This window comes from Pantoea sp. Ae19-2 (genome assembly GCF_059801205.1).
The window spans coordinates 1,717,577-1,737,745 of record NZ_JBCHWE010000001.1; the positions used below are offsets into that span (position 1 = coordinate 1,717,577).

11 protein-coding genes are annotated in these 20,169 nt (G+C 44.7%); 1 reads left to right on the forward strand and 10 read right to left on the reverse strand.

Translation table 11 applies throughout. The annotated features are described in order from the left end of the window. Nucleotides 1-73: 73 nt before the first annotated feature. From AAIE03_RS07935 to AAIE03_RS07955, 5 genes are all read right to left on the reverse strand, one after another. A complete protein-coding gene (locus AAIE03_RS07935; RefSeq protein ID WP_206100154.1) occupies nucleotides 74-1,498 on the reverse strand; it encodes a TolC family protein in 1,425 nt (474 codons plus the stop codon). Further along, complete coding sequence (locus tag AAIE03_RS07940; RefSeq protein ID WP_014593736.1) at nucleotides 1,488-2,903, reverse strand: HlyD family type I secretion periplasmic adaptor subunit; 1,416 nt, start codon at nucleotides 2,901-2,903, stop codon at nucleotides 1,488-1,490. The genes AAIE03_RS07935 and AAIE03_RS07940 overlap by 11 nt, the downstream gene beginning before the upstream one ends. 12 nt (nucleotides 2,904-2,915) lie before the next feature. Then, the gene (locus AAIE03_RS07945) at nucleotides 2,916-5,048 is read right to left on the reverse strand and encodes a type I secretion system permease/ATPase (protein ID WP_050442526.1); all 2,133 of its coding nucleotides are present in this window, start codon (nucleotides 5,046-5,048) and stop codon (nucleotides 2,916-2,918) included. A gap of 109 nt (nucleotides 5,049-5,157) precedes the next feature. Then, nucleotides 5,158-12,687: a glycoside hydrolase family 113 gene (locus AAIE03_RS07950; RefSeq protein ID WP_498562925.1), complete on the reverse strand. Its 7,530-nt coding sequence runs from the start codon at nucleotides 12,685-12,687 to the stop codon at nucleotides 5,158-5,160. A 31-nt stretch (nucleotides 12,688-12,718) separates the two neighbouring features. Continuing rightward, nucleotides 12,719-13,324, reverse strand: a complete 606-nt coding sequence (locus AAIE03_RS07955; RefSeq protein ID WP_498562926.1) for a hypothetical protein — start codon at nucleotides 13,322-13,324, stop codon at nucleotides 12,719-12,721. A 1,014-nt stretch (nucleotides 13,325-14,338) separates the two neighbouring features. Here AAIE03_RS07955 and AAIE03_RS07960 point away from each other — a divergent pair. Next, nucleotides 14,339-15,511 (forward strand): tyrosine-type recombinase/integrase, encoded by a 1,173-nt coding sequence (locus tag AAIE03_RS07960; protein WP_312845365.1) that lies wholly within the window; start codon nucleotides 14,339-14,341, stop codon nucleotides 15,509-15,511. A 471-nt stretch (nucleotides 15,512-15,982) separates the two neighbouring features. Here AAIE03_RS07960 and AAIE03_RS07965 read toward each other — a convergent pair. From AAIE03_RS07965 to AAIE03_RS07985, 5 genes are all read right to left on the reverse strand, one after another. Continuing rightward, a protein-coding gene (locus AAIE03_RS07965) for an IS3 family transposase (RefSeq protein ID WP_085980269.1) occupies nucleotides 15,983-17,103 on the reverse strand; the annotation gives its coding sequence in 2 pieces (ribosomal slippage) (nucleotides 15,983-16,845 and nucleotides 16,845-17,103; 1,122 coding nt in all). A gap of 197 nt (nucleotides 17,104-17,300) precedes the next feature. Then, nucleotides 17,301-17,522: a hypothetical protein gene (locus AAIE03_RS07970; RefSeq protein WP_146109217.1), complete on the reverse strand. Its 222-nt coding sequence runs from the start codon at nucleotides 17,520-17,522 to the stop codon at nucleotides 17,301-17,303. Nucleotides 17,523-17,550: 28 nt separating this feature from the next. Beyond that, entirely contained in the window at nucleotides 17,551-17,991 is a 441-nt protein-coding gene (locus AAIE03_RS07975; RefSeq protein WP_498562927.1) for a hypothetical protein, read from the reverse strand. Nucleotides 17,992-18,083: 92 nt separating this feature from the next. Further along, on the reverse strand, nucleotides 18,084-18,701 hold the full coding sequence (locus AAIE03_RS07980) for a hypothetical protein (protein WP_014593729.1): 618 nt from the start codon (nucleotides 18,699-18,701) through the stop codon (nucleotides 18,084-18,086). 623 nt (nucleotides 18,702-19,324) lie between these two features. After that, complete coding sequence (locus AAIE03_RS07985) at nucleotides 19,325-20,038, reverse strand: MgtC/SapB family protein (RefSeq protein WP_014605821.1); 714 nt, start codon at nucleotides 20,036-20,038, stop codon at nucleotides 19,325-19,327. Between the last annotated feature and the right edge of the window lie 131 nt (nucleotides 20,039-20,169).

Here is a 20,169-nt window from a genome sequence, read left to right on the forward strand (position 1 = left end):
CAATAATAGATTCCAGTCCATAATATTTATAACCATCTAATAAGTGACTCTGCGACCTTAATAAATTTCTTTTTTAATTATTTAAACCAAGTACACCCAGTTTTCCAGCAAGTTCGAGCCTGCTGTAACGCCAGTCAGTCAGAGCCTGGATCTGCTGCTTCTCTGCATCAGCAAGAGATTTCTGGGCATTGAGCAATTCAATAATATTACCCACGCCATTCTCATAGCGATATTCTGCTACTGAATAGGACTTTCTGGTGTTATCGAAGAGGCTTTCAGTTAATGGTAAATTATTTGTGTTAGCTTTAAGAGACTGAAAACTTTTCCATACATCAAGTTCAACGTTATGTCTTACTTCGGAGACAGCCCCCTGCTTCTGCTCAGCCTGAGCAAGACCTTCCTGGATTTTATATTCCCGAGTGAATCCCTCAAACAAAGGGACCGAGACCTGAATGCCTATGTATCTGTCATTGTGAGAGGAGTCAAGATAGGGTTGGCCTATTCCTGCGCTGACTTTCTGATTATCGCGGCTGGCTTTCCCTATGAGACTTAAAGTGGGCATTCCCTCAGCCCTCGTTTGATCGACCTCAGCTTCTGCTGCCTGTAACTGAGCCTGAGCCGCAAGCAGCGCCGGATGTATTTTAATTGCCTCATCGATTAATGCTGAAACTGATTCCTTAAATCTAAAATCAGGTTTTAGACCTTCCTGGACATTTGCCAGATTTATGTAACTGTCTGGGCGTAACCCCATATCGATAGCAATAACACCTAAATCATTCTCAAGCGTATTTTCTGCTTTCTCTTTCTCAGTTTTAGCCTGCAGCCAGGCCGTTCTTGCTTGTAATTCATCACCGACTGAAGCAGCACCATGCCCTTCTTTAGTTACAACCACCTCTACGCTCTTTGAGGCAATTCTTTCCATATCAGCCGCAGCAGCCAGGTTTCCAGCAGCAGCCTGTGCTGCATAATAATCTTTGGCGGTGGCTATCATCACAGACTGCAGAGTTTCCATATGACTGGCTTCAGCAGCAACGAGAAGAGCTTTCGCTTTGTGCAGAGCTGCTGAGCGGGCTCCAAAATCATAGAGCACCCAGTTTAAACTAAAGTCTGCAGAATAATTTGGCGATGAATTGACTGAGCCAAACTCCGGGTGCCCGGCAACATTTGTTTCAGAACGTTCGCTGATTTCTCTTCCGGACAAGGAGAAAGTTGGCAGGTATGCACCTTTAGCTGTGCCGACAGCGGCGCTTTCTGCCTTTATTTCAGCCCAGCTTTGTGCCGTTTTGGGGTTATTACATAAACTGCGCTCCAGTGCATCATTCAAAGCCAGTGGGCTTGGCAATGGACCAAACTCGCATATTGAGTTTCCATATACCGGTGCGGCCTGTGAGGAAGGAACATCAGCTTCAGTGTCAAATATATCAGAAGCATGATTTTTCACTGTATACAGGCCTGAGAGTATTAAGGCCATCACAGGCAATATTTTATTATCTTTCATGCAGACTCTCATTACTCATTCTGATAAGCGGGTCGAAAAAGTATTGCCAGACATTTCTTTTTCCAGTTTTAATCTCAGCGGACACGGTCATGCCCGGCGTCAGTTTAATCCATCTACCTCCTGCCTCAATGCCACTTTTATCAAGGTGTACCCTGGCAGTAAAATTCAAGCCATGATTACGGTCCTGAACGGCGTCATTTGATACTGAAATTACATTCCCTTTGATATAGCCATAGTACGTGTAGGGAAAAGCATCAATTTTAACTGTGGCATTCTGCCCCTCTTTTATAAAACCAATGTCTTTATTCGCTATGTTAACTTCAACTTCCATCGCATCATCAGGTACGATTTCCATCACTTTCTGAGCACTGGTGACCACACCGCCTATCGTATGAACACTGAGTTGCTGAACTGTTCCACTTACAGGCGACACGAGATTGAGCAATTGCTTGCGTGTTTTAGCCTTAACTTCATCTTCGACGCTTTGTTTTAATTTTTGCTCAGCCTGTTCCAGAGCATCGAGCTGTTCCCGTCGGAATTGTGAACCTACTGAGGCTTTTTCTGCAATCTGCGCATCAATAGCAGCTTTGAGTTCATTAGCGTGACTGCGTTTGGCCGTAAGGTCATGCTCCTGCCCCAGCGCCGTCTGCTCTTTGTCAAGGTAGTCATTTCTTGCGACATAATGATCTTTGGCAAGCAGCTTATAACTGTTCGCCTGCTCTCTTGCCAACGGTGCCGTAGATTTTAAGCGTTCAATGTCCTGTAAAGTCGTGGCCAGTTCATCACGATGCTGTGTAAGCTCAGCATCCGCACGGTTAAGCTTATCTTTGTACTCCATGAAAATACCGTCAGCAAAACGGCTCGTGGCGTTAACATCGGCTTGTGAGAGTCCATCACTGACTTTCATCTCAGGGACATGACCAGAGATTTGCGCATCCAGTAAAGCTTTTGCCCTGATTATCGCCAGCATGGACTCCGCTCTTGACGCCTCGGTTTTAGTTAAATCGGCTTCTGCCTGTGTGGAATCCAGAACCATCAAAACGTTACCAGCATTTACACGTTGCCCGTCATCAACGTAAATATGGCGCACCACCCCCGTGATGGCAGGCTGAATTTCTTTTACTCTTGCATCCGGAATAACTTTACCCTTAGCCACAACGACAATATCTAACCTGCCAAAAAGCGAGATGCTGATAAGAACAAGTGTCAAAATAACGATGATCCTCATCGTCCAGTAGGGTGCCGGGTGAACAGGTGCTTCTGCCAGTTCTATATTTGCCGGCAAAAATGCAAGCTCATAAGACTGTCTTTCATAAGCGTTCAGTTGCTTACGCATTTTCCAGTTGGCAAGGAATACATCCTTGTAACGACGCAGCAACTCAGTTAAAGCTATTATCTTCAACATTGAATGTTCCTTTTAAGCATGCTGAAGGGAAACCAAGTGACTGTACAGACCGTTTTCTTCAATTAGTTGAGAATGGTTGCCCTGCTCTACTATCAGGCCTTTCTCCATAACTAAAATGGTGTCAGAATTTCTTACTGCAGTCAGTCGGTGAGCGATGATAATAACTGTTCGGCCCTGACATATGGCCTGCATGTTTTTGTGAATCACCCGTTCTGTTTCAAAATCGAGAGCGCTCGTTGCCTCATCGAAGATGAGAATTCGTGGGTTCGTAATCAACGCGCGTGCAATAGCAATACGCTGACGCTGGCCTCCTGACAGCCCACTTCCGTGTTCTCCGATTCGTGTGTCATAACCCTCAGACATTTCACTGATAAAATCATGAGCGCCAGCAAGTTTGGCGGCGTTTATAACTGATTCTAAAGATATGCCAGGATCAGCCAGCGCTATATTTTCACGAATTGATCTACCAAAAAGTATGTTTTCCTGAAGGACCACTCCAATTTGTCTGCGTAACCATGAGGGGTCAGCCAGGGCTACGTCGGTTCCATCGATCCAGACACGGCCAGATTCGGGAAGATAGAGACGCTGAATTAATTTAGTGAGCGTACTTTTTCCTGATCCTGAACGTCCGACAACGCCAATAACTTTTCCTGGCTCAATATCAAAAGAGATATTATTCAGAACTGCAGGTGCTTCAGGTTTATATCTGAACCTTACATTCTCAAAACGAATGGCACCCTTCAGAGAGGGCTGAGAATTCCGGCCTTGTAAGTTTTCTGTACGGGTATTGAGAATATCACCTAACCGTTGCATCGAAATGCCTACCTGCTGAAAATCCTGCCATAGCTGTGCCAGGCGCAGAATCGGCGCAGAGACGCGTTGAGACATCATATTGAAAGCTATCAGAGCGCCTACGGATAGTGCGCCCGATATGACCAGTTTCGCTCCTAAGAAAAGGGTTAAAATAGTAACTATTTTCCCAACAAACTGAACTAACTGCTGCCCAATATTTCCTAAATTACTGACACGAAATGATGCAGCAACATAACCAGCCAGTAAATTATCCCACTGACGAATAAACAAAGGCTCAACTGCAGATGATTTGACAGTTTCTATTGCGGAAACGGTTTCAACTAAAAATGACTGGTTATCAGCCCCACGCGCGTATTTTTCATTAAGACGTCGTCTGAAAGCCGGGATGATAACTGTTGTAATAATGACATAGACAGGTAAAGACAGCAGCACAATGAGTGTAAGCTTTATGCTGTAAAGGCACATCACGGCGACAAAAACCACCGAAAATATGCTGTCTATTATCGCTGTAAGGGCCTGACCGGTCAGGAAATTGCGGATATTCTCAAGCTCTTTTACGCGTGCGACAGTGTCACCAACCCGGCGCGTTGCGTAATACCCGACAGGTAACGCAAGTATATGTCGGAAAATACGCGAACCCAGTTCAACATCCATGCGGTTAGTGGTATGTGAGAAAACATAATTCCGCAGGCCAGTCAGTAAAACTTCAGCGATACCGCTGACCAACAGCCCTATACAGACCACATTAAGCGTTGAGAGAGCATTATTTACCAGCACTTTATCCATTACAACCTGGAACATAAGTGGTGATACAAGACCAAAGAGTTGTATGAGCGCAGAAACAAAAAAGACTTCTAATAAAATTTTCCTGTACTTGACTATCGCAGGCATAAACCACGTAAAATCGAATTTCGCCAGTTCACCCGTTAAAGATGCTCTGGAAGCAAACAGAAGAAAATCGCCATTGCAGCGCTGCCAGAGCACTTCTGAAAGGATGACTGTAGGTTTTCCAGCATCAGGCTCCAAAACCAATACCCTGTCCCCATCGCATGCCGTAACAATAAAATGGCGACCAAGCCGATCCAGAGCCAGTGCAGGAAAAGGTGTTTTAGCTAAACGTTCAGGCCGCACGGTAACTTTACGGGATTTAAGCCCCATTGTTCGCGCGGCAAGAATGAGGTCACCATCGGTAAGCTGTTTTTTACCTGAACCTGATAAATGTCTGATTTGTTGTGAATCAGCAGCGATTTTATGATACCTGGCTATTAAAACTAAAGCTTCGACACCCGAATCTTGTTCTACTTCTTTTTCCGTATAATGGTTTTCATTCATTTTTTTATTTGAGCTATAAGAGGAACTCATGGAATTACCTGAGTAATTTTACACTGTTGTAATCATATAAAGGCAGGCTTCTACCTGAGTAAAAGCCTGCAGCTAAACGTTAATTCCAGGCTGCGTCTAAGCTTGGTTTTAATTGCGTCATCTGATCCTGGCTAAGTGTCGTCTGACCCATTGCAGGTGGTGTCATCGTCGCCATTGCGTTAATTAAATTATCAAGCTGTGAATTAACCAGTGCATGGCCGTCGCCTGACTTTATTTGTAGTTGATTTGTTCCGCCTTCGAACCAGTTGTTAACATCAATTTCCTGGTGCGTACCTATAACGGATGCCACCAGGGTATTTCCACTCTGGCTGAACCAGAGCTGATCGGTACTTATACCATTCATGAACTGCAAGGCATCGTCCTGTGTTGCGTTTGCAATATTAAGTGACAGCGTACCTGTATTGTTCATGGAAACAATATCAGCCGACCCTGTTATTGTCAGCGAGTCACCATTACCGCTTACTGTCACAGTGTCCCCGCTCCCCTGAACGGATGTCTGTATCTGGTTGCCAGCCAGTGACACAGTTGTTACCCCGCTGGTGACGATACTTGAATTATCCCCCGTTACGGTAATACTGTTGTTTTGCCCGGATACGGATATCAACTGGTTTTTACCATCGAGCATGACAGCATTGGAATCCCCTTTGATTACGACAGTATTGCTGTCACCCTCAAGTTTAATAACCGACTGGTTACCGGTGTAAGCCAGAGCGTTATTGTTGCTCAGAGTGTTAACAGCCATTGCTGTCCCGGACACCATAAGGGCCGAGTTATCATTACTGAGCGTTACAGAGGTAGCTGTACCGGCCTGCAGGACGTTACCTTTTCCACTCACATTAACGTTGTCAGTTGTCCCGTTTAACGTAACCAAATCATTGCCCGTCATGGTAACTGTATCCGTGTTTCCGTTAACGGTTAATGTGTCACCCAGTCCCATAAGCACGGAGTTGAAGTCACCATTAAGAATATTGCTGCTGGCAGCGGTCGCTGTTGAGCTTCCACCGTACCAGTGGTCGACAACATTCTGCGCAGGTTTCCCCTGGACGCTGAAATCATCTGCGGCTACACCTGACGGATTGGCTTCCCAGTTCCACAGATAAGCCCCCTCCATCCAGCTGCCTTGCCCACTCCATGCCTCAAAAAAGGCTTCAAGAGCACGTGTCTGTTGCTGGAAATCAACCCAGTGGAAGCCACTCCAGTCACCGTTTAAAGTATTTGTTCCATTTACGCTGCGATAACCGACTTCAGTAAGAAGAACAGGCTTTCCATAAGCAGTCGACAGCGAATGGTAAAAATCAATCGGAGACAAATTATTGAATAGTGATGCTGTAGAGCTATCGCCTGAAACACTGTTCCAGCCGGCAACCATTTGCGCCACGGTGGGATCGGTGATATCGGTCGGGGCCTCGTAGGCATTCGCCCCAATAACGTCTACTTTGTTCCAGAAGCTGACACTACCGGTTTCATTCCATGCGGAAGCATAGGTAATGGGTCCGGTATAAACCTGCCGTACGGCGGATATAATATCATCCCAGTAATTTGTATAAGCACTTCCACTCATTGATGTCAGCTCTGTGCCTACACTGAACATACCCACGTGCGTTGCCTGTGCAATCGCCGCGTAGTGCAGAATAAACGTTTTGTAACTGGCAAAAAAATCGTCAACATTGGAAGGTTTCAGTAATGCCCTCCAGGTACCATCTTCAATATCGATATGCGGCTTCAGAAGCACCGACATCCCATCCGCCTGAGCCTGTCCGATTGCGAGCTCAAGATTGGCGTCGGATTCTGTCGCCGCAGTGGCTGCAATGCTGTCGCTTGTCACAGAATCCAGATACTGAGTCACCACAATTTGTGTTGAGTTAGCGCCGGTCTGTTGCATGGCTTTAAGTGATTCAGATGCATTGGCATACTGACCATTTGCAGAGGAGGTAAAACCAAATCCTTTAACCTGGAAACCACTGTTCACATTACTGTTTGACGAAACACTGTCCAGCGTAAGAGACGAGCTGGTCATCTGTAACACGTTACCCGTGCCGGAAATATCCAGTGAACCGTTCGAAGCCGCAGTAACAGTATTGTTGTTACCCGAGAGATTCAGGCTTGCTCCTGCCTCTAAAACAGCATTACCGCTGTTCATCAGAGCATACTGACCATTACCATCAACGGTAAGTTGCCCGCCATTACCGTTAAAGCCGACACCATTTTCACTACCTTTCAGCAAGACTGTGTCTGTTGACTGCGCATTAACCCAGTTATCTCCGCCATCGACTTCAACATTAGCAACTTTGCCCGCGGTGACTATGTTGCCATGGCCCTGAAGAATGAGTTGCGCATCGGCAGCAGCTATTACACTGCCATTTTCCATGACGACCGTCTGGCCCGTTCCCGTTAAGCTGACTTCTCCACCCGTTCCGTTAACGCTGACATTGTTGCCATTTCCGTTCATCTGGATACTGTCGCTGTTGCCGTTAGCCGTAAACGTATTGCCTGAGCCATTCAGCGTTATGTTACTCCAGTCTCCCTGAAGCGAAGCACTACTCCCTGCTCCGTTGAAATTTAATGAATAACCGCTGCCATTGATTGATATATTATCATTGTCACTCAGGACGACTTTATTTCCCCCGCCATTTAACCATGCCTGGGTATTGTTTTTAACTGATACAGCATTCCCGCTCGTATGGAGGTCGTCCTGGCTGCCATCCAGTGAAATTTCATCCCCCGAACCATTGGCATAAATAACGTTCTGCTGCCCATGAATATCAATATTATTCATATCACCATTGGCCGTGATGCTGTCGTTATTTCCTGAAACAACATTAAAAGAATGTCCGCCATTGGTCGTAAACGTATTTTGATTGCCTTTAACGGTGACTACCTCACGATCACCGTTAGCGACAACAGTGGACTGCTGTCCAGTGAGGTTAATGACAAAGTCACCGCCATTAATGGTGTCGTTATCTCTGTTTCCAAGCGTGACACTGTCATCGACGCCTGACAAGGTTGCCTGAGTATCATCAGAGACAGCAACAGTACCGTCTCCGATTGTCAGTTTACTGTTTTCACCCTGTAACAGGACAATATCACCTGGCCCGTTTGCCACAATATCGTCGTTTTCACCCTGCATCTGAATCCAGGTGGAAGGACCATTCGCTGTCAGCATATTGTTGTTGCCGACAACAGTAACAACAGCTTTTGCACCGTTCAGTGTGATGGTGTTATTTACACCTTTAACGATAGCCACTTCTTTATCACCATTGGCAGTGATATATGATGCGCTTCCTTCTGCAAGCAATGTTGAGCCGCCACCGTTAACAGTGATTAAGTCTGCATTACCAATATGAACAGCATCATTATTGCCGTTGAGAGTGAGCTGGCTGGCATCAGACAAAACTATTTGTGCACCGCCTGTAGCCAGGCTGTCATTCTGTCCGGATATTTCCACATTGCTGTGTTGTCCATTTGCAGTAAAGTTATCATTATTTCCTGATACAAATACTGTTTCGTTGTCGCCGTTACTCGTGACAGACGAATTATCTGCCTGCAGATAGAAATTGTATTCACCGCCGTTTGCTGTGAGTGTTTCATTATTACCTATAGCAACCGTATCATTACCACCATTGATGATCAGTGAATCATTGTCTGCGAGTATGGCAGTACCGCCGGACAGCGTTACGTCCTCTCCCTGGCCTTTAATATAGACAGTGTCTCCCTTTCCGTTCGCAGCAAGTGTGTTGCTGTTTCCTTCAACGAAAAATTTCGCGTTGTCACCATTAACGGTTAAGCTGTTGGTATCACCTTCCGTTGTCATCACAGCTCTTCCGCCATTCATGACAAGGGTGTTTTTACTGCCTTTGGTGATGATGTTGTTTCCATCACCATTAGCAATAATTTGGGAGGCAGTCCCGTTTGTGGTGATCGAAAAGCCGCTTCCGTTTACCTGCAGGTTTTCATTACTGCCTGCACGGACAACACCCACACTGCCTTTGACTGTACCCTGACTGTCATTTGCAAAAAATACGCTGCCACCACCAACATTAGCCGTGTCAGCCTGACCATCCATAACGACCACGTCACCACTGCCGTTCGCCCATACGGTATCGTTATTTCCGGTAATCAGAATCTGATTGTTGTTACCATTTGCTGTAAGCGTTGATGAATTACCCTGTATAGCAGAAGTGAAACTGTTGCCGTTCGTTGTGACATTATCATTGTTTCCAAGGCCAACAATATTTGACAGCCCGTTGACCACAGCCTGAGTACTGTTTGCTGTCAGTAATGTACTGTTACTGGTAGTGGCACTGTTATTTGCTCCGTTAATAACAATAATATTTTTATCACCATTAGCAGTAATACTGTTCCCGGATCCCCCTATCGTGACAACTTCAGTGTTGCCATTGGTGGTAATTGCAGAGCCATTACCTTCGAAAGCTAATGCAAAATTTCCACCATTAATTGTACCGCTGTCGCTGTTATGGACAGTTACTGAATTATTGGTACCATTGATATTTACTTTAGTATTGTCATTCAAAACGATACCATTATGCCTTGAGTCGGCGGAAATTCGCGACATAATTGCCGTGTTATCATTACTGGCAACCTGCTGAATCTGACTGGGAGTGCTTGACGCATTAGCGCCGTCTGGCAAGCTTCCGTTATCAATCACGCTATATGCAGAGCTGTTAAACGCCCCATCGATCATGTTCAGAATCTGTTGCCAGACGGGATTGACGGTACCGTTCCATCCTGGCGTAGCGTTACTGCTACCCTGAGCGAAGTTTACGTTTTCAATCGGTTCGATACTGCCATTGCTGAATATCACCGTCGCGACACCAGATACCTGATTGCCTTGCGCATTGACTGACAGTGTTTCGTTTTGCAGACGAATAGACTGAATTCCAAGCTGTGAAAGTGTGTAAGCCTGTGCCTGAGCACTGCCGTTACCTGTCGGATCAGCAAGCACGCGCAACTGGTTAAAGACCACATCAGAGGCATCAATCACGCCGTCTTTGTTAAGGTCATAGCTGGCCAATACTGCCATTGCATCCCCGGCACCGTTAACCAGGGAAGGATTAATTATTTGTGTTCCAGCCGACGTCACGATTGCGAGAACGCCGGTGTCCGAGCCGATCCAGCCCGAAGTTGACGACTGACCAGCAATGTTTACGACTGCATGCGACAGGTTTAGCGGGATAAGCTGTATCGGATGCCCGTCAAGACTCATGACTAATGGATCGCCACCACCACCACCACCGCCGTCACCACCATCACCACCGCCGTCACTACCGCCGTCGCTACTACCACCGTCGCCATCGTCACCACCACTGCTGTGGTTGTAATTATCGCTACCTGAATCTCCATTATCTCCTGTATCGCCGTTATCTCCACGGTCTCCAGCTGAGGTATCGCCATTACCATCGTCTCCTGAACCGTCTCCTGAACCATCCGCGCTCCCGTCATCGTCGCCATCATCGCCTGGGTCACCCGCCAGACCGCCATAAAGATCACTTGTTACCACATCTGGTATTTGCGCATCGAAGGAATATTGCGAAGCGTCAGAAATCCAGTTTCCAACGGCCAGGCTTTCAGTTTGAAGTGAGTCAGCAGTAAAGTTAGTGAAGGAGTCTGATGTTGCTGCGCCATTGAGTAAGGTATCTGAAAAAGAAGGCACTGAAACAAAGCTAGGAACAGTAAGATTTGCGGTGTCAAAATTAAGCTGGGCTCCTGCTGCCCCCCAACTATCTCCACTGGGAGTATAAGAGGAGCTGCCCAGGCCTGTGGGTGCTGTATCAAGTAGCGTTAAATTCAATGCACCGGCCGCATTCCAGCTAGCGAACCTGTCTGTCTCAGAAGTCCAGCTTAAATCAAATTCTTTATCATAATTAACTTGTTCGGAAGTACCATCTGAATAATTGAATTCTGTTTTAGTTAATTCTCCAGTTCCAAAGGCCTGGGAGAAAGTTTCTGTCATTGAAACAACATTGCCTCCAGGTGAACCATAGAGTGTATTACTGGAGGTACCATCTACATTATTAACAAGAGACGACGTTAGGTGTCCTGTGTCATTCAGACCACTATACTGGTTCATCACCATAGTCCAGTTCCCTTCGGTTCTGTCAATAACAGTATCCTCCGAAGTACCGTCCGGGTTATTAACCAGCGATTCGGTTAAATTTCCTTGTGCGTTAAGACCCAAATAACTATTCGTTGTGGTGGTATTACCACTGTAATTTGTTTCTGTAGATGTGCCATCCAGATTATTTGTCAATGTACTAAGGAGAGTGCCCGTTTCGTTTTCACCACTATATTTACTGGTCACGGTGCTCCAGTTACCAGTGGATTCGTTATAGACGGTCGTTTCCGATGTGCCGTCGAAGTTGTTTATTTTTGTTTCTGTGATCTGATTGGTATTATTAGCATCACCGTAAATATTAAATTTATTAGTATCAGTCCCTGTTATACTGTTCCCCGTTCCGACAATTGTTCCTGTGGAGTCATCGCCCATGAAAGCACTGTTGTTATTTCCAAAGACTGAAACGTTATCTGATGAACCACCTGTTATTACATTGCCGTTACCTATAATGTTGACTTCAGCATCAGATTCTAGATTAATAACAGAGTTATTAGCTGTAATATCAAGCCTTCCAGATGAGGATGAGATAGTAGCTGCCGAATTATTACCAACCAAAGTTGCAAAGCTTGTATTTCCATCCGAAGTAGAATAAGAGTATGTATTGCTTTTTTCGGATGTCATTGAGGTATTTACACTACTGCCATTTCCGAGATTAAATGTATCGTTACCAGTTTCTCCAGTAATGTTAACAGTTATACCACTGTCAACATTAAGCTGAACGTTTTTTAATTCACTAAATGCCGCTATTGTTGCATCATCTTCATCACCTTTTGTAATATTTATAATGGTTTCAGGGAGAGATTCTTTGGACACGGTATTATTGAAGGCATCACTGCGCGTTGCATCGCCCGGATCTGCCGCTGAAAACCAGTTTTCCATGTTCTCAGAAGCAGTTAAAGAATCACTCCATGTAAGTGAAATACCGTTAGTTACGATTGATTGTCCCGATAAGAAACCTCCGAATTGGCGTAATAGGCTGGTACCAAACTGATTTGCGATGTCGTAAATACGCTGTATAGATTCAGGTTCTGAAGCTATTTGCGAATAAATATCGTCATTAGTAATATCAAGGAGATTGGTAGTTGTGTGAACTAATTGCGCTTCATAATTGTTAAGCAAATTATCCATGATCTGCTTACCAGCAGTAGTTGCCAGAGCAGCTTGTAGCTGTTCGCTTAATGCTGTTTTAACGTCATTACCAAGAGTACCTCTTTGGGATAGTTGGTCAATTTGAGTGTCAGTAAAGCCCATGGACCTTAGCGCGTCCTCTGCAAGATCATTGTTTCTAACATCAAATTGATACAATCCGAAAGAATAAGAACTATATCCACCTGCCCAGTTAAACTCGTTTAAGACTGATGGTCTCGAACCATCTTCTGTAGCAAAAGCCGTCGTTCGATATTGTTTGAGTTGGTCAATGAGAGTTTGTTTATCAATAAATTCACTTGCAGACATGATCGTTTCCTTATATTAAAGTAATGATAATTTATTTTGGCCAGGAGTTCCACAAGTCACCGATTTTTTCATTATAAATTATACTGTTATTTTTTTGTTGTTCTTTAAGTAATGGGGCTAACTTAAGCTGCCAGATATTTACTATTTCATCTTTCCCTTGTGCCGATTTAACAATATTAGTGGGAGTTCTATATGCTTCCTGATTGTGAACACATTCAAAACTTACCTTTCCGTTCATAGTGACTGCGCTTGGATTGTCATTAATATTTTCATCGAAATATAGACGAAATAAACCTTTTTTTGTTTCAGCCTGCAATATTGTTGATGCACCGCTTTTTGGGATATTAACAATTTGTTTTATTTTATCTAGTTTCAGGTTTTTAATATTTAAATTTTCTTGGTATGCAAAAAACATTTGTTTATTTGCACTATTCATGCAAATAGCTATAGTTTCTTTCGATTTGCTCGGGCATGAGAAAATCTCTATTTGTTCTTTATTGCATATTGTTGGATAGGATGTTTCTGGGGTTTGCACCCATGCCTTTACATCAATATTATCAGAAGCATATACTTTTATGATTGCCAGATTTGAAATTAAAATACAATTAATTAAGAGAATACTAAAGAAATTGAACATTTTAGTTCCTTTTGAAATCCCAGGTTTTTTCTGAAGGTTTAAATTAGAAAAAAGAGCACAAAGAGATTGGGAAGCTAACAGATAGAATTATTTTAAAGAAATAAATATCTTAAGTAAGTCCCTTATAATATTAAGCTTACAGTAGAAATATAAAAAATTCTCGCCAATATCATATATTGTCAACATGGAAAAATAACTTCACCCATTCATGGGTTATTATATCATCTTGTCATTTCTAGACTATTTATATTTATGGGTGGTTATTAATCATCCTGAAGCTAAAATTAATTTTTATTTCTTCACACCGCCTGACAATTTAAAACACCTTAAGTGCAATGGAGATTTTTCGCCACTTGTTTTTAATTTATTTATGCATTGTTTAAACTTCATTTAATCATAAGTATAGTGCTAGAAGCATAAATATTTACACATATAATGATAAACAAAATAAAATTATCTTACACATAGACACAAAAATAGTTTAAGCAAAGGTTTTTTCTTTTTTACAGCTAGTACTTTTTATAAATAACTTAAAAGTAGGGGGGGTGATTTTTTAAGTAGTGGCAGATGAAAATTCTAATTTAATTTTTAAATTAAGTTTCTTATAAACCTTAAAGAAAAATAAACAGGCTAAAAATGAAGTGATCTGTAAATGACATGTGATTAATCTGACACAACTATCATTTCTTATGGGGTATTAATTTAGGCAATGACTGTAGTGTCTGACATGAACGATGTGAAAATTTATTCAGTGGTCAGGCTATGTCATTAAGATGATAACCACTATGCTGTGCAAAATCTGACGCATAACTCTCCTGCTTTTTTGCCAGAATTAATGAAACTACGTCTGTTTTTTATCCTGTTCATTCTCGCTCGGACCCAGTCCTTCATCCTTTAAGTGTAATGAACTGTCACCTTTCACACAGCTGATGCTCCTCAATATACTTTCCAGCTATCAGGTCATAGGGAGCAGCTCACTTGGCGTATTGATGCGGAACGAACACGACCGTTTTGATGACCACTATAATACTGACATTATTCCACAACTCCGTTCCTGACCAGGTATTCATACCAGAGTACCTGGACGCCTTCGCCCTGCCCGGCTTTTTCATTTTCTTCATTATCACCAGAGGGTTAGCATCACTGAGAGTGCGTGAAACTGCGCCGGGAGCCTGCTTTTTATTTCCGTCTGACCAGGTTATTCTCCATATACGGGAGAAAAGCCGGGAAACCGATCCAGAAAGGATCCGTTGCGGATCGATTTATTCTCATCGAAAACCCTTTACAGATGCGCGAAAATACGTTCCACACCGGCTGATAACGGAGATTAAAAGTTTGGGTACTTTGCCCCGCGAAATGACGCAGATTTCACACAGCGACGCCAGTGGTCACAATGTGAACACTTCCGGCGCTGCACGCTATTTTGACTATGAAAGTGCGGTCGCGCTGCGAAACCTGGCCGCCGCCTACGGCACCGACATGCCACGCTACCTGCTCGCCCCCGAGGTGGCCGTGCTGCTGTCAAAGGTGACCGATCTCCGCAAACGCCTGTTTATCGATACGCTGTGGAACACCGGCGGCCGGCTCAATGAAATACTGCCGCTGACCAAGGGGGATTTTGTGCTGGACGATCCGCTGAGCGCGGCTCCGCTCGTCTCGCCGTTTGTGGTGCTGCGCACGCTCAAGCAGCGCAGGCTGGAGGAATCTGCCGGCAGCCGGTCCCGTCGCCGCGGGCGCCCGACAAAAGAAGAACAGCAGGCTGAGCAGGAGGCGCAGGCAGAGATACGCGATAACCCGCCGCGCGCCGTGCCGCTCACCGATCCGGCCTTCGTCCAGCGGCTCAGGGAATGGTTTGCGATCGCACAGCCCGCCCCGGGCGCACGGCTCTGGGATATCCGGAGCGAAGACACCGCCCGCAGCTGGATAAGTCAGGCAGTTGAAGCCGCAAAGCGTGACGGCGTCACGTTCTCCATCCGGCCGGTCACGCCCAAAACGTTCCGGGATTCGTTTGCGATGCACCTGGTTCAGCACCAGGTACCCCAGAAGGTCATTCAGACCCTGATGGGCCACAAGGACGCGAAGTCGACCGAATGGTATACGCGGGTGTTTGCGCTGGACGTGACACGCCAGCTCGGCGTGCGGTTCAGCATGGATGCAGCTCGGGCAAGGGACCTTCTCGGGCAATGATCTGCGCGAATCACTGACACTGCCGCCACGGAAAGGCTTTTACGCAACAGTTATTTTCGGTTTTGTAATGCTGTCGCCCGGACAGTTGCAGTAATGTTTAGCCTCGCAAAGAATAAGAGACGGTGACTTATCCCTCATCAGACGGTTAAGAGGATATTTTTGCAGAACCAACAGGCGCCAGTTAATCTGGTAATTTAACTTAGCTTAACCAGAGTGAAAAGACATCCTGGCCTCGTTGTCAGTCAAGATGCGTGGCCAGACTACAAAGTGCGTAATAGTCACGCATGATCATTCCAGTCTCCAGATGTCTCAGTATCAGTATCTGAAAAGCTTCGTGATGATGTTTATTGCTATCCAGGTCTCCGTGGACTGATGTAGTAGTGGGTGGTCGTCCCTGACTGTAATTATCAAAACTTTTTTTCAAAAATTGAATTGCAGCCTCTGACCAGCCCCCAGTATTAGATACAACCTTCAGTTAGTAATGTCGGTGGGTTTTTCTTCATGTTTCCCGTTTCGCCAGCCTGCTGCAAATTCAGATGGCGTCTGATAATTCAGCGATGAATGAGGTCTGGACTCGTTATAGTCCTGCCGCCAGTCATTAATGATTTTCCGGGCATGAAGAACATCGCTGAACCAGTGCTCATTCAGGCATTCATCCCGAAAGCGACCGTTAAAACTCTCAATAAATCCGTTTTGAGTTGGCTTGCCTGGCTGGATTAAGCGCAGCTCAACACTATGTTCAAAGGCCCATTGATCCAGCGCGCGGCAGGTAAATTCCGGACCATGATCGGTTCTTATTGTCGCAGGATATCCACGAAACAGCGCAATGCTGTCCAGAATCCGCGTGACCTGAACACCTGAAATCCCGAAAGCGGCTGTGATCGTCAGACACTCTTTCGTGAAATCATCCACACAGGTCAGGCACTTAATCCGGCGGCCGCTGGCAAGTGCATCCATGACAAAATCCATTGACCATGTCATGTTCGGCGCATCCGGGCGGAGAAGCGGAAGCCGTTCAGTCGCCAGACCCTTACGGCGGCACCTGCGTTTTACACACAGACCGTTAAGGTGATAGATGCGGTAAACCCGCTTATGGTTGACGTGAAGGCCCTCCCGGCGCAATAACTGCCAGATCCGCCGGTAACCAAATCGCCGGCGTTCAAGTGCCAGCTCTGTGATCCGTAGAGACAGTTGCGCGTCAGCAGCAGGACGCTGGGCCGAATAACGGCAGGTTGAAAGTGACAGACCAGCCAGACTGCAGGCACGGCGTTGCGACAGACCCATTGCCTCACACATGACCTCCACGGCTTCCCGCTTCTGGTCTGTCGTCAGTACTTTCGCCCCAGAGCCACCTGAAGTGCCTCCTTATCCAGCATGGCTTCGGCAAGGAGCTTCTTGAGGCGGGCGTTCTCCTCTTCAAGCGACTTGAGCCGCTTCACTTCGGGAACTTCCATGCCGCCGAACTTCTTGCGCCAGGAGTAAAAGGTGGCATCTGAAATGGCATGCTTGCGACAGAGTTCCCGGGCCGAAACCCCGTCTTCTGCCTCGCGGAGAATACTGATGATCTGTTCGTCGGAAAATCGCTTCTTCATGGGGATGTCCTCATGTGGCTTATGAAGACATTACTAACATCACGGTGTATTAATCAACGGGGAGCAGGTCATATCAACTATGAAATGTGCGTCTACAACTGGATGTCCTACATTGTTAGCATCGAAGCCTGACACTGTAAAAATTGATGTGGCACCTAGTTTTTCCATTATTTTTCCTTAAGATTGCTGTTAATTTTTTATTTTATGGCGCAGTGATAGCTGGGGTAATAATTGAAATTTTTATCAAACAAATCATATTCAACAGCGTAAAAAGAATGACCAACATCAGATGTTTTAAAGAGTATTGAAGGCATACTTATTTCTTTAGCAACACCGTAGAGTATGCTGTCATTCTTTTCTCTGGCAATTGAGTACCAGGCTTTATACCACGAGCAAGAACGACTATCTTCCGGTAACATCAATTCTCCACCAGTATCATAAAAAACATCATAATTCCCCCCCCTCTATTTCAGGATATGTTCTAAAACAATAGGCGAGTGTTTGCTCCTGATTTTTACCATAATGTTCCAGAGCACAGTGTGATAAGTTTTTATAAAACTGACCTCTAAGTGTATAAAATCCTTTATGAATAATTAAATCTTTCAAACCTGAATAAGGATAAATAACGACCATGGTAACTGACAACACAAGAACAAATAAATAATGCCACTTCCTTTTTATTAAGCTAAAAAAGAAAATCAGTACATATAAAATAATAATAATGAATTCTATTGTTGAGTTTAAATGGCCAAGAGCGCTGTATTTTGTGAAGTCAACATATATATAAGCACCAGGAAGTGACAGGAGTAAAACCAATGTAAACATAGTTGGCTTTACTTTTTTTCTGAATTTATAATTACTTTCTTTTTTTTCCTTACAAAACCCCATTTTTTCCTCATCATTGACTTAACGGCATAATCGGTTTAAGTAATCCTTAATTCACTCTTAATTTAAAATGCACTCGCTTACAAATTAAATGATTACTCCGGCCATGATCCCCATAGATCATACATTTTATCTTCATGTAATTCTGGATTATCTTTTTGTTCTTTTTCAAAAAAAGCATTGAATTTAATATGCCAGAGATTTACCAGATCATCTTCACCTTGTTTCGATTTAATAATATATGTAGGGGTTCGATATGTTCTCTGGTCGTGGATGCATGCGAAAGCGACCTTTCCGTTCAGAGTCACCACTCCTGGATAATTTTCATCTGAATCTGAAGAATTTTCATCAAGATAAAATCGAAATAAGCCTTTTCCTGTTTCAGCTTGCAATATGGTAGATGGTCCATTTGACGGGCTATCCATAGCCCGTTGGATGCTGTTCAGCTGAATGCTTTTCTTTATTCGATGCTGCCGGTAGACAAAGCTTATCAATTCATCTTTTCTAGTCATGCACAATGCAATAGTGTGCCGTGATTTATCAGGGCATGAGAATAATTCAATCTGATGTTTATCACAGAGCGTTGGATAGGCAGTTTCCTTTGTCTCTCTCCACGCTGAGGCGCTGATATGATCAGAGGAATAGGCTTTGGTAGCCAGAGTACTCAATGCGAATGTAGAACAGAAAATGAATGAATGTATAAAGTGCGACATTCCGTATCCTTTATAATGATGAAGCCGTGGCGGAAAAACTTCCTTTTTTTAACATCAAACCTATAATTTATTAAAAATATAAACCGCTCATGAGTCGTAAATTTAAAACGCTCAAAAACTTGACTGGTAAATGTTAAACTAAAACATGGTTAATTTGAGCATGTTCAAAATAAATAAAATCATAATGAATTTCTTATTAGATAATTTTTTTCCTACCCTTTGTTTACACTCTGTTTAAATACGGAAATCCATTAGCCTCCTGAATTGAATTGCGCAATTACACCCCAATGACGGAAATTTATTGACACAACATCCAACATTAAAATATAAAAATATACATCTAGTAACACAAACACATCTCTTTAATGTATTAAGAAAGAAAAACATTAGCGAGATTAACACCCCCCGAGGGTGTTAACTCTTTATTTTATGTTCAGATATCTCATGCCAAAATAAGATATACTTAAAGGTGTTTTCCTCAGCATTTTATTTTACATAAAAATTAAATTTTGGATGTTTTTAGCTAAGTATTTTAAAAGCAGGATAACAACGCTACGCCAATTCTGACCCATACTTCCCCTGCCCGTTCCTCAGAATTCACGTAGCGACGCCCGTTTTTTGCCCTATCCGTTTTCACTCGGATCCAACCCGCACACCTGCCAGCGCACGGAACTGACGCCTTTCTCCAGGCTGATGCGACTCACCAGACTTTCCAGCTGTCCGGTCATGCTGGGCTGTCCCATCACTTCAGCATTCACTTCCATACGATGTGGCGGATCCATATCTTCGCTATGGAGCGACTGCAGGCGCAAGCCGCTGTTGCCCAGGCTGTGCAGCATCAGGCTGCGTACCTGAACTTCATCCTGAGCCAGACAGACAATTTGCACTTTATAATGTTGCACCGCTTCGTCGGCGGAGACGATGGACTGACGATTAATGCCCAGCGCCAGCTCGCGCAGCAGGATATTGGCGCACAGAATCACCATGCAGCCAATCGCGGCTTCAAGCAATAATCCCATGCTGCACAGCACCCCAACGGCCGCGGTACACCACAAGGTGGCGGCAGTGTTCAGGCCACGAACGTTTAATCCGTCGCGCATAATCACCCCGCCGCCGAGAAAACCAATACCAGAAACCACATAGGCGGCAACGCGCGTCGCGTCGCTGGCAATGCCCGGCACACATTGGGTCATTAGAACAAACAAGCAGGCGCCGGTGCTCACCAGCGCATTCGTACGCAAGCCGGTCATACGTTGGCGCAGTTGGCGTTCGCTGCCAATCAGCGCGCCAAGAATCAGCGCAGCCGACACGCGCAGTAAAAAGATTTTCCAGTCCATGATAAACCTCTCTCCGCCACGCACGTATGCGCAGTACGGAAAAATAAAGATGAATAAAATGGATTACAGCGGGCGCTGATGCACAGAGCACATCACGTTATGGAGGGAAGATTGAGCCGCCATCTTAACGC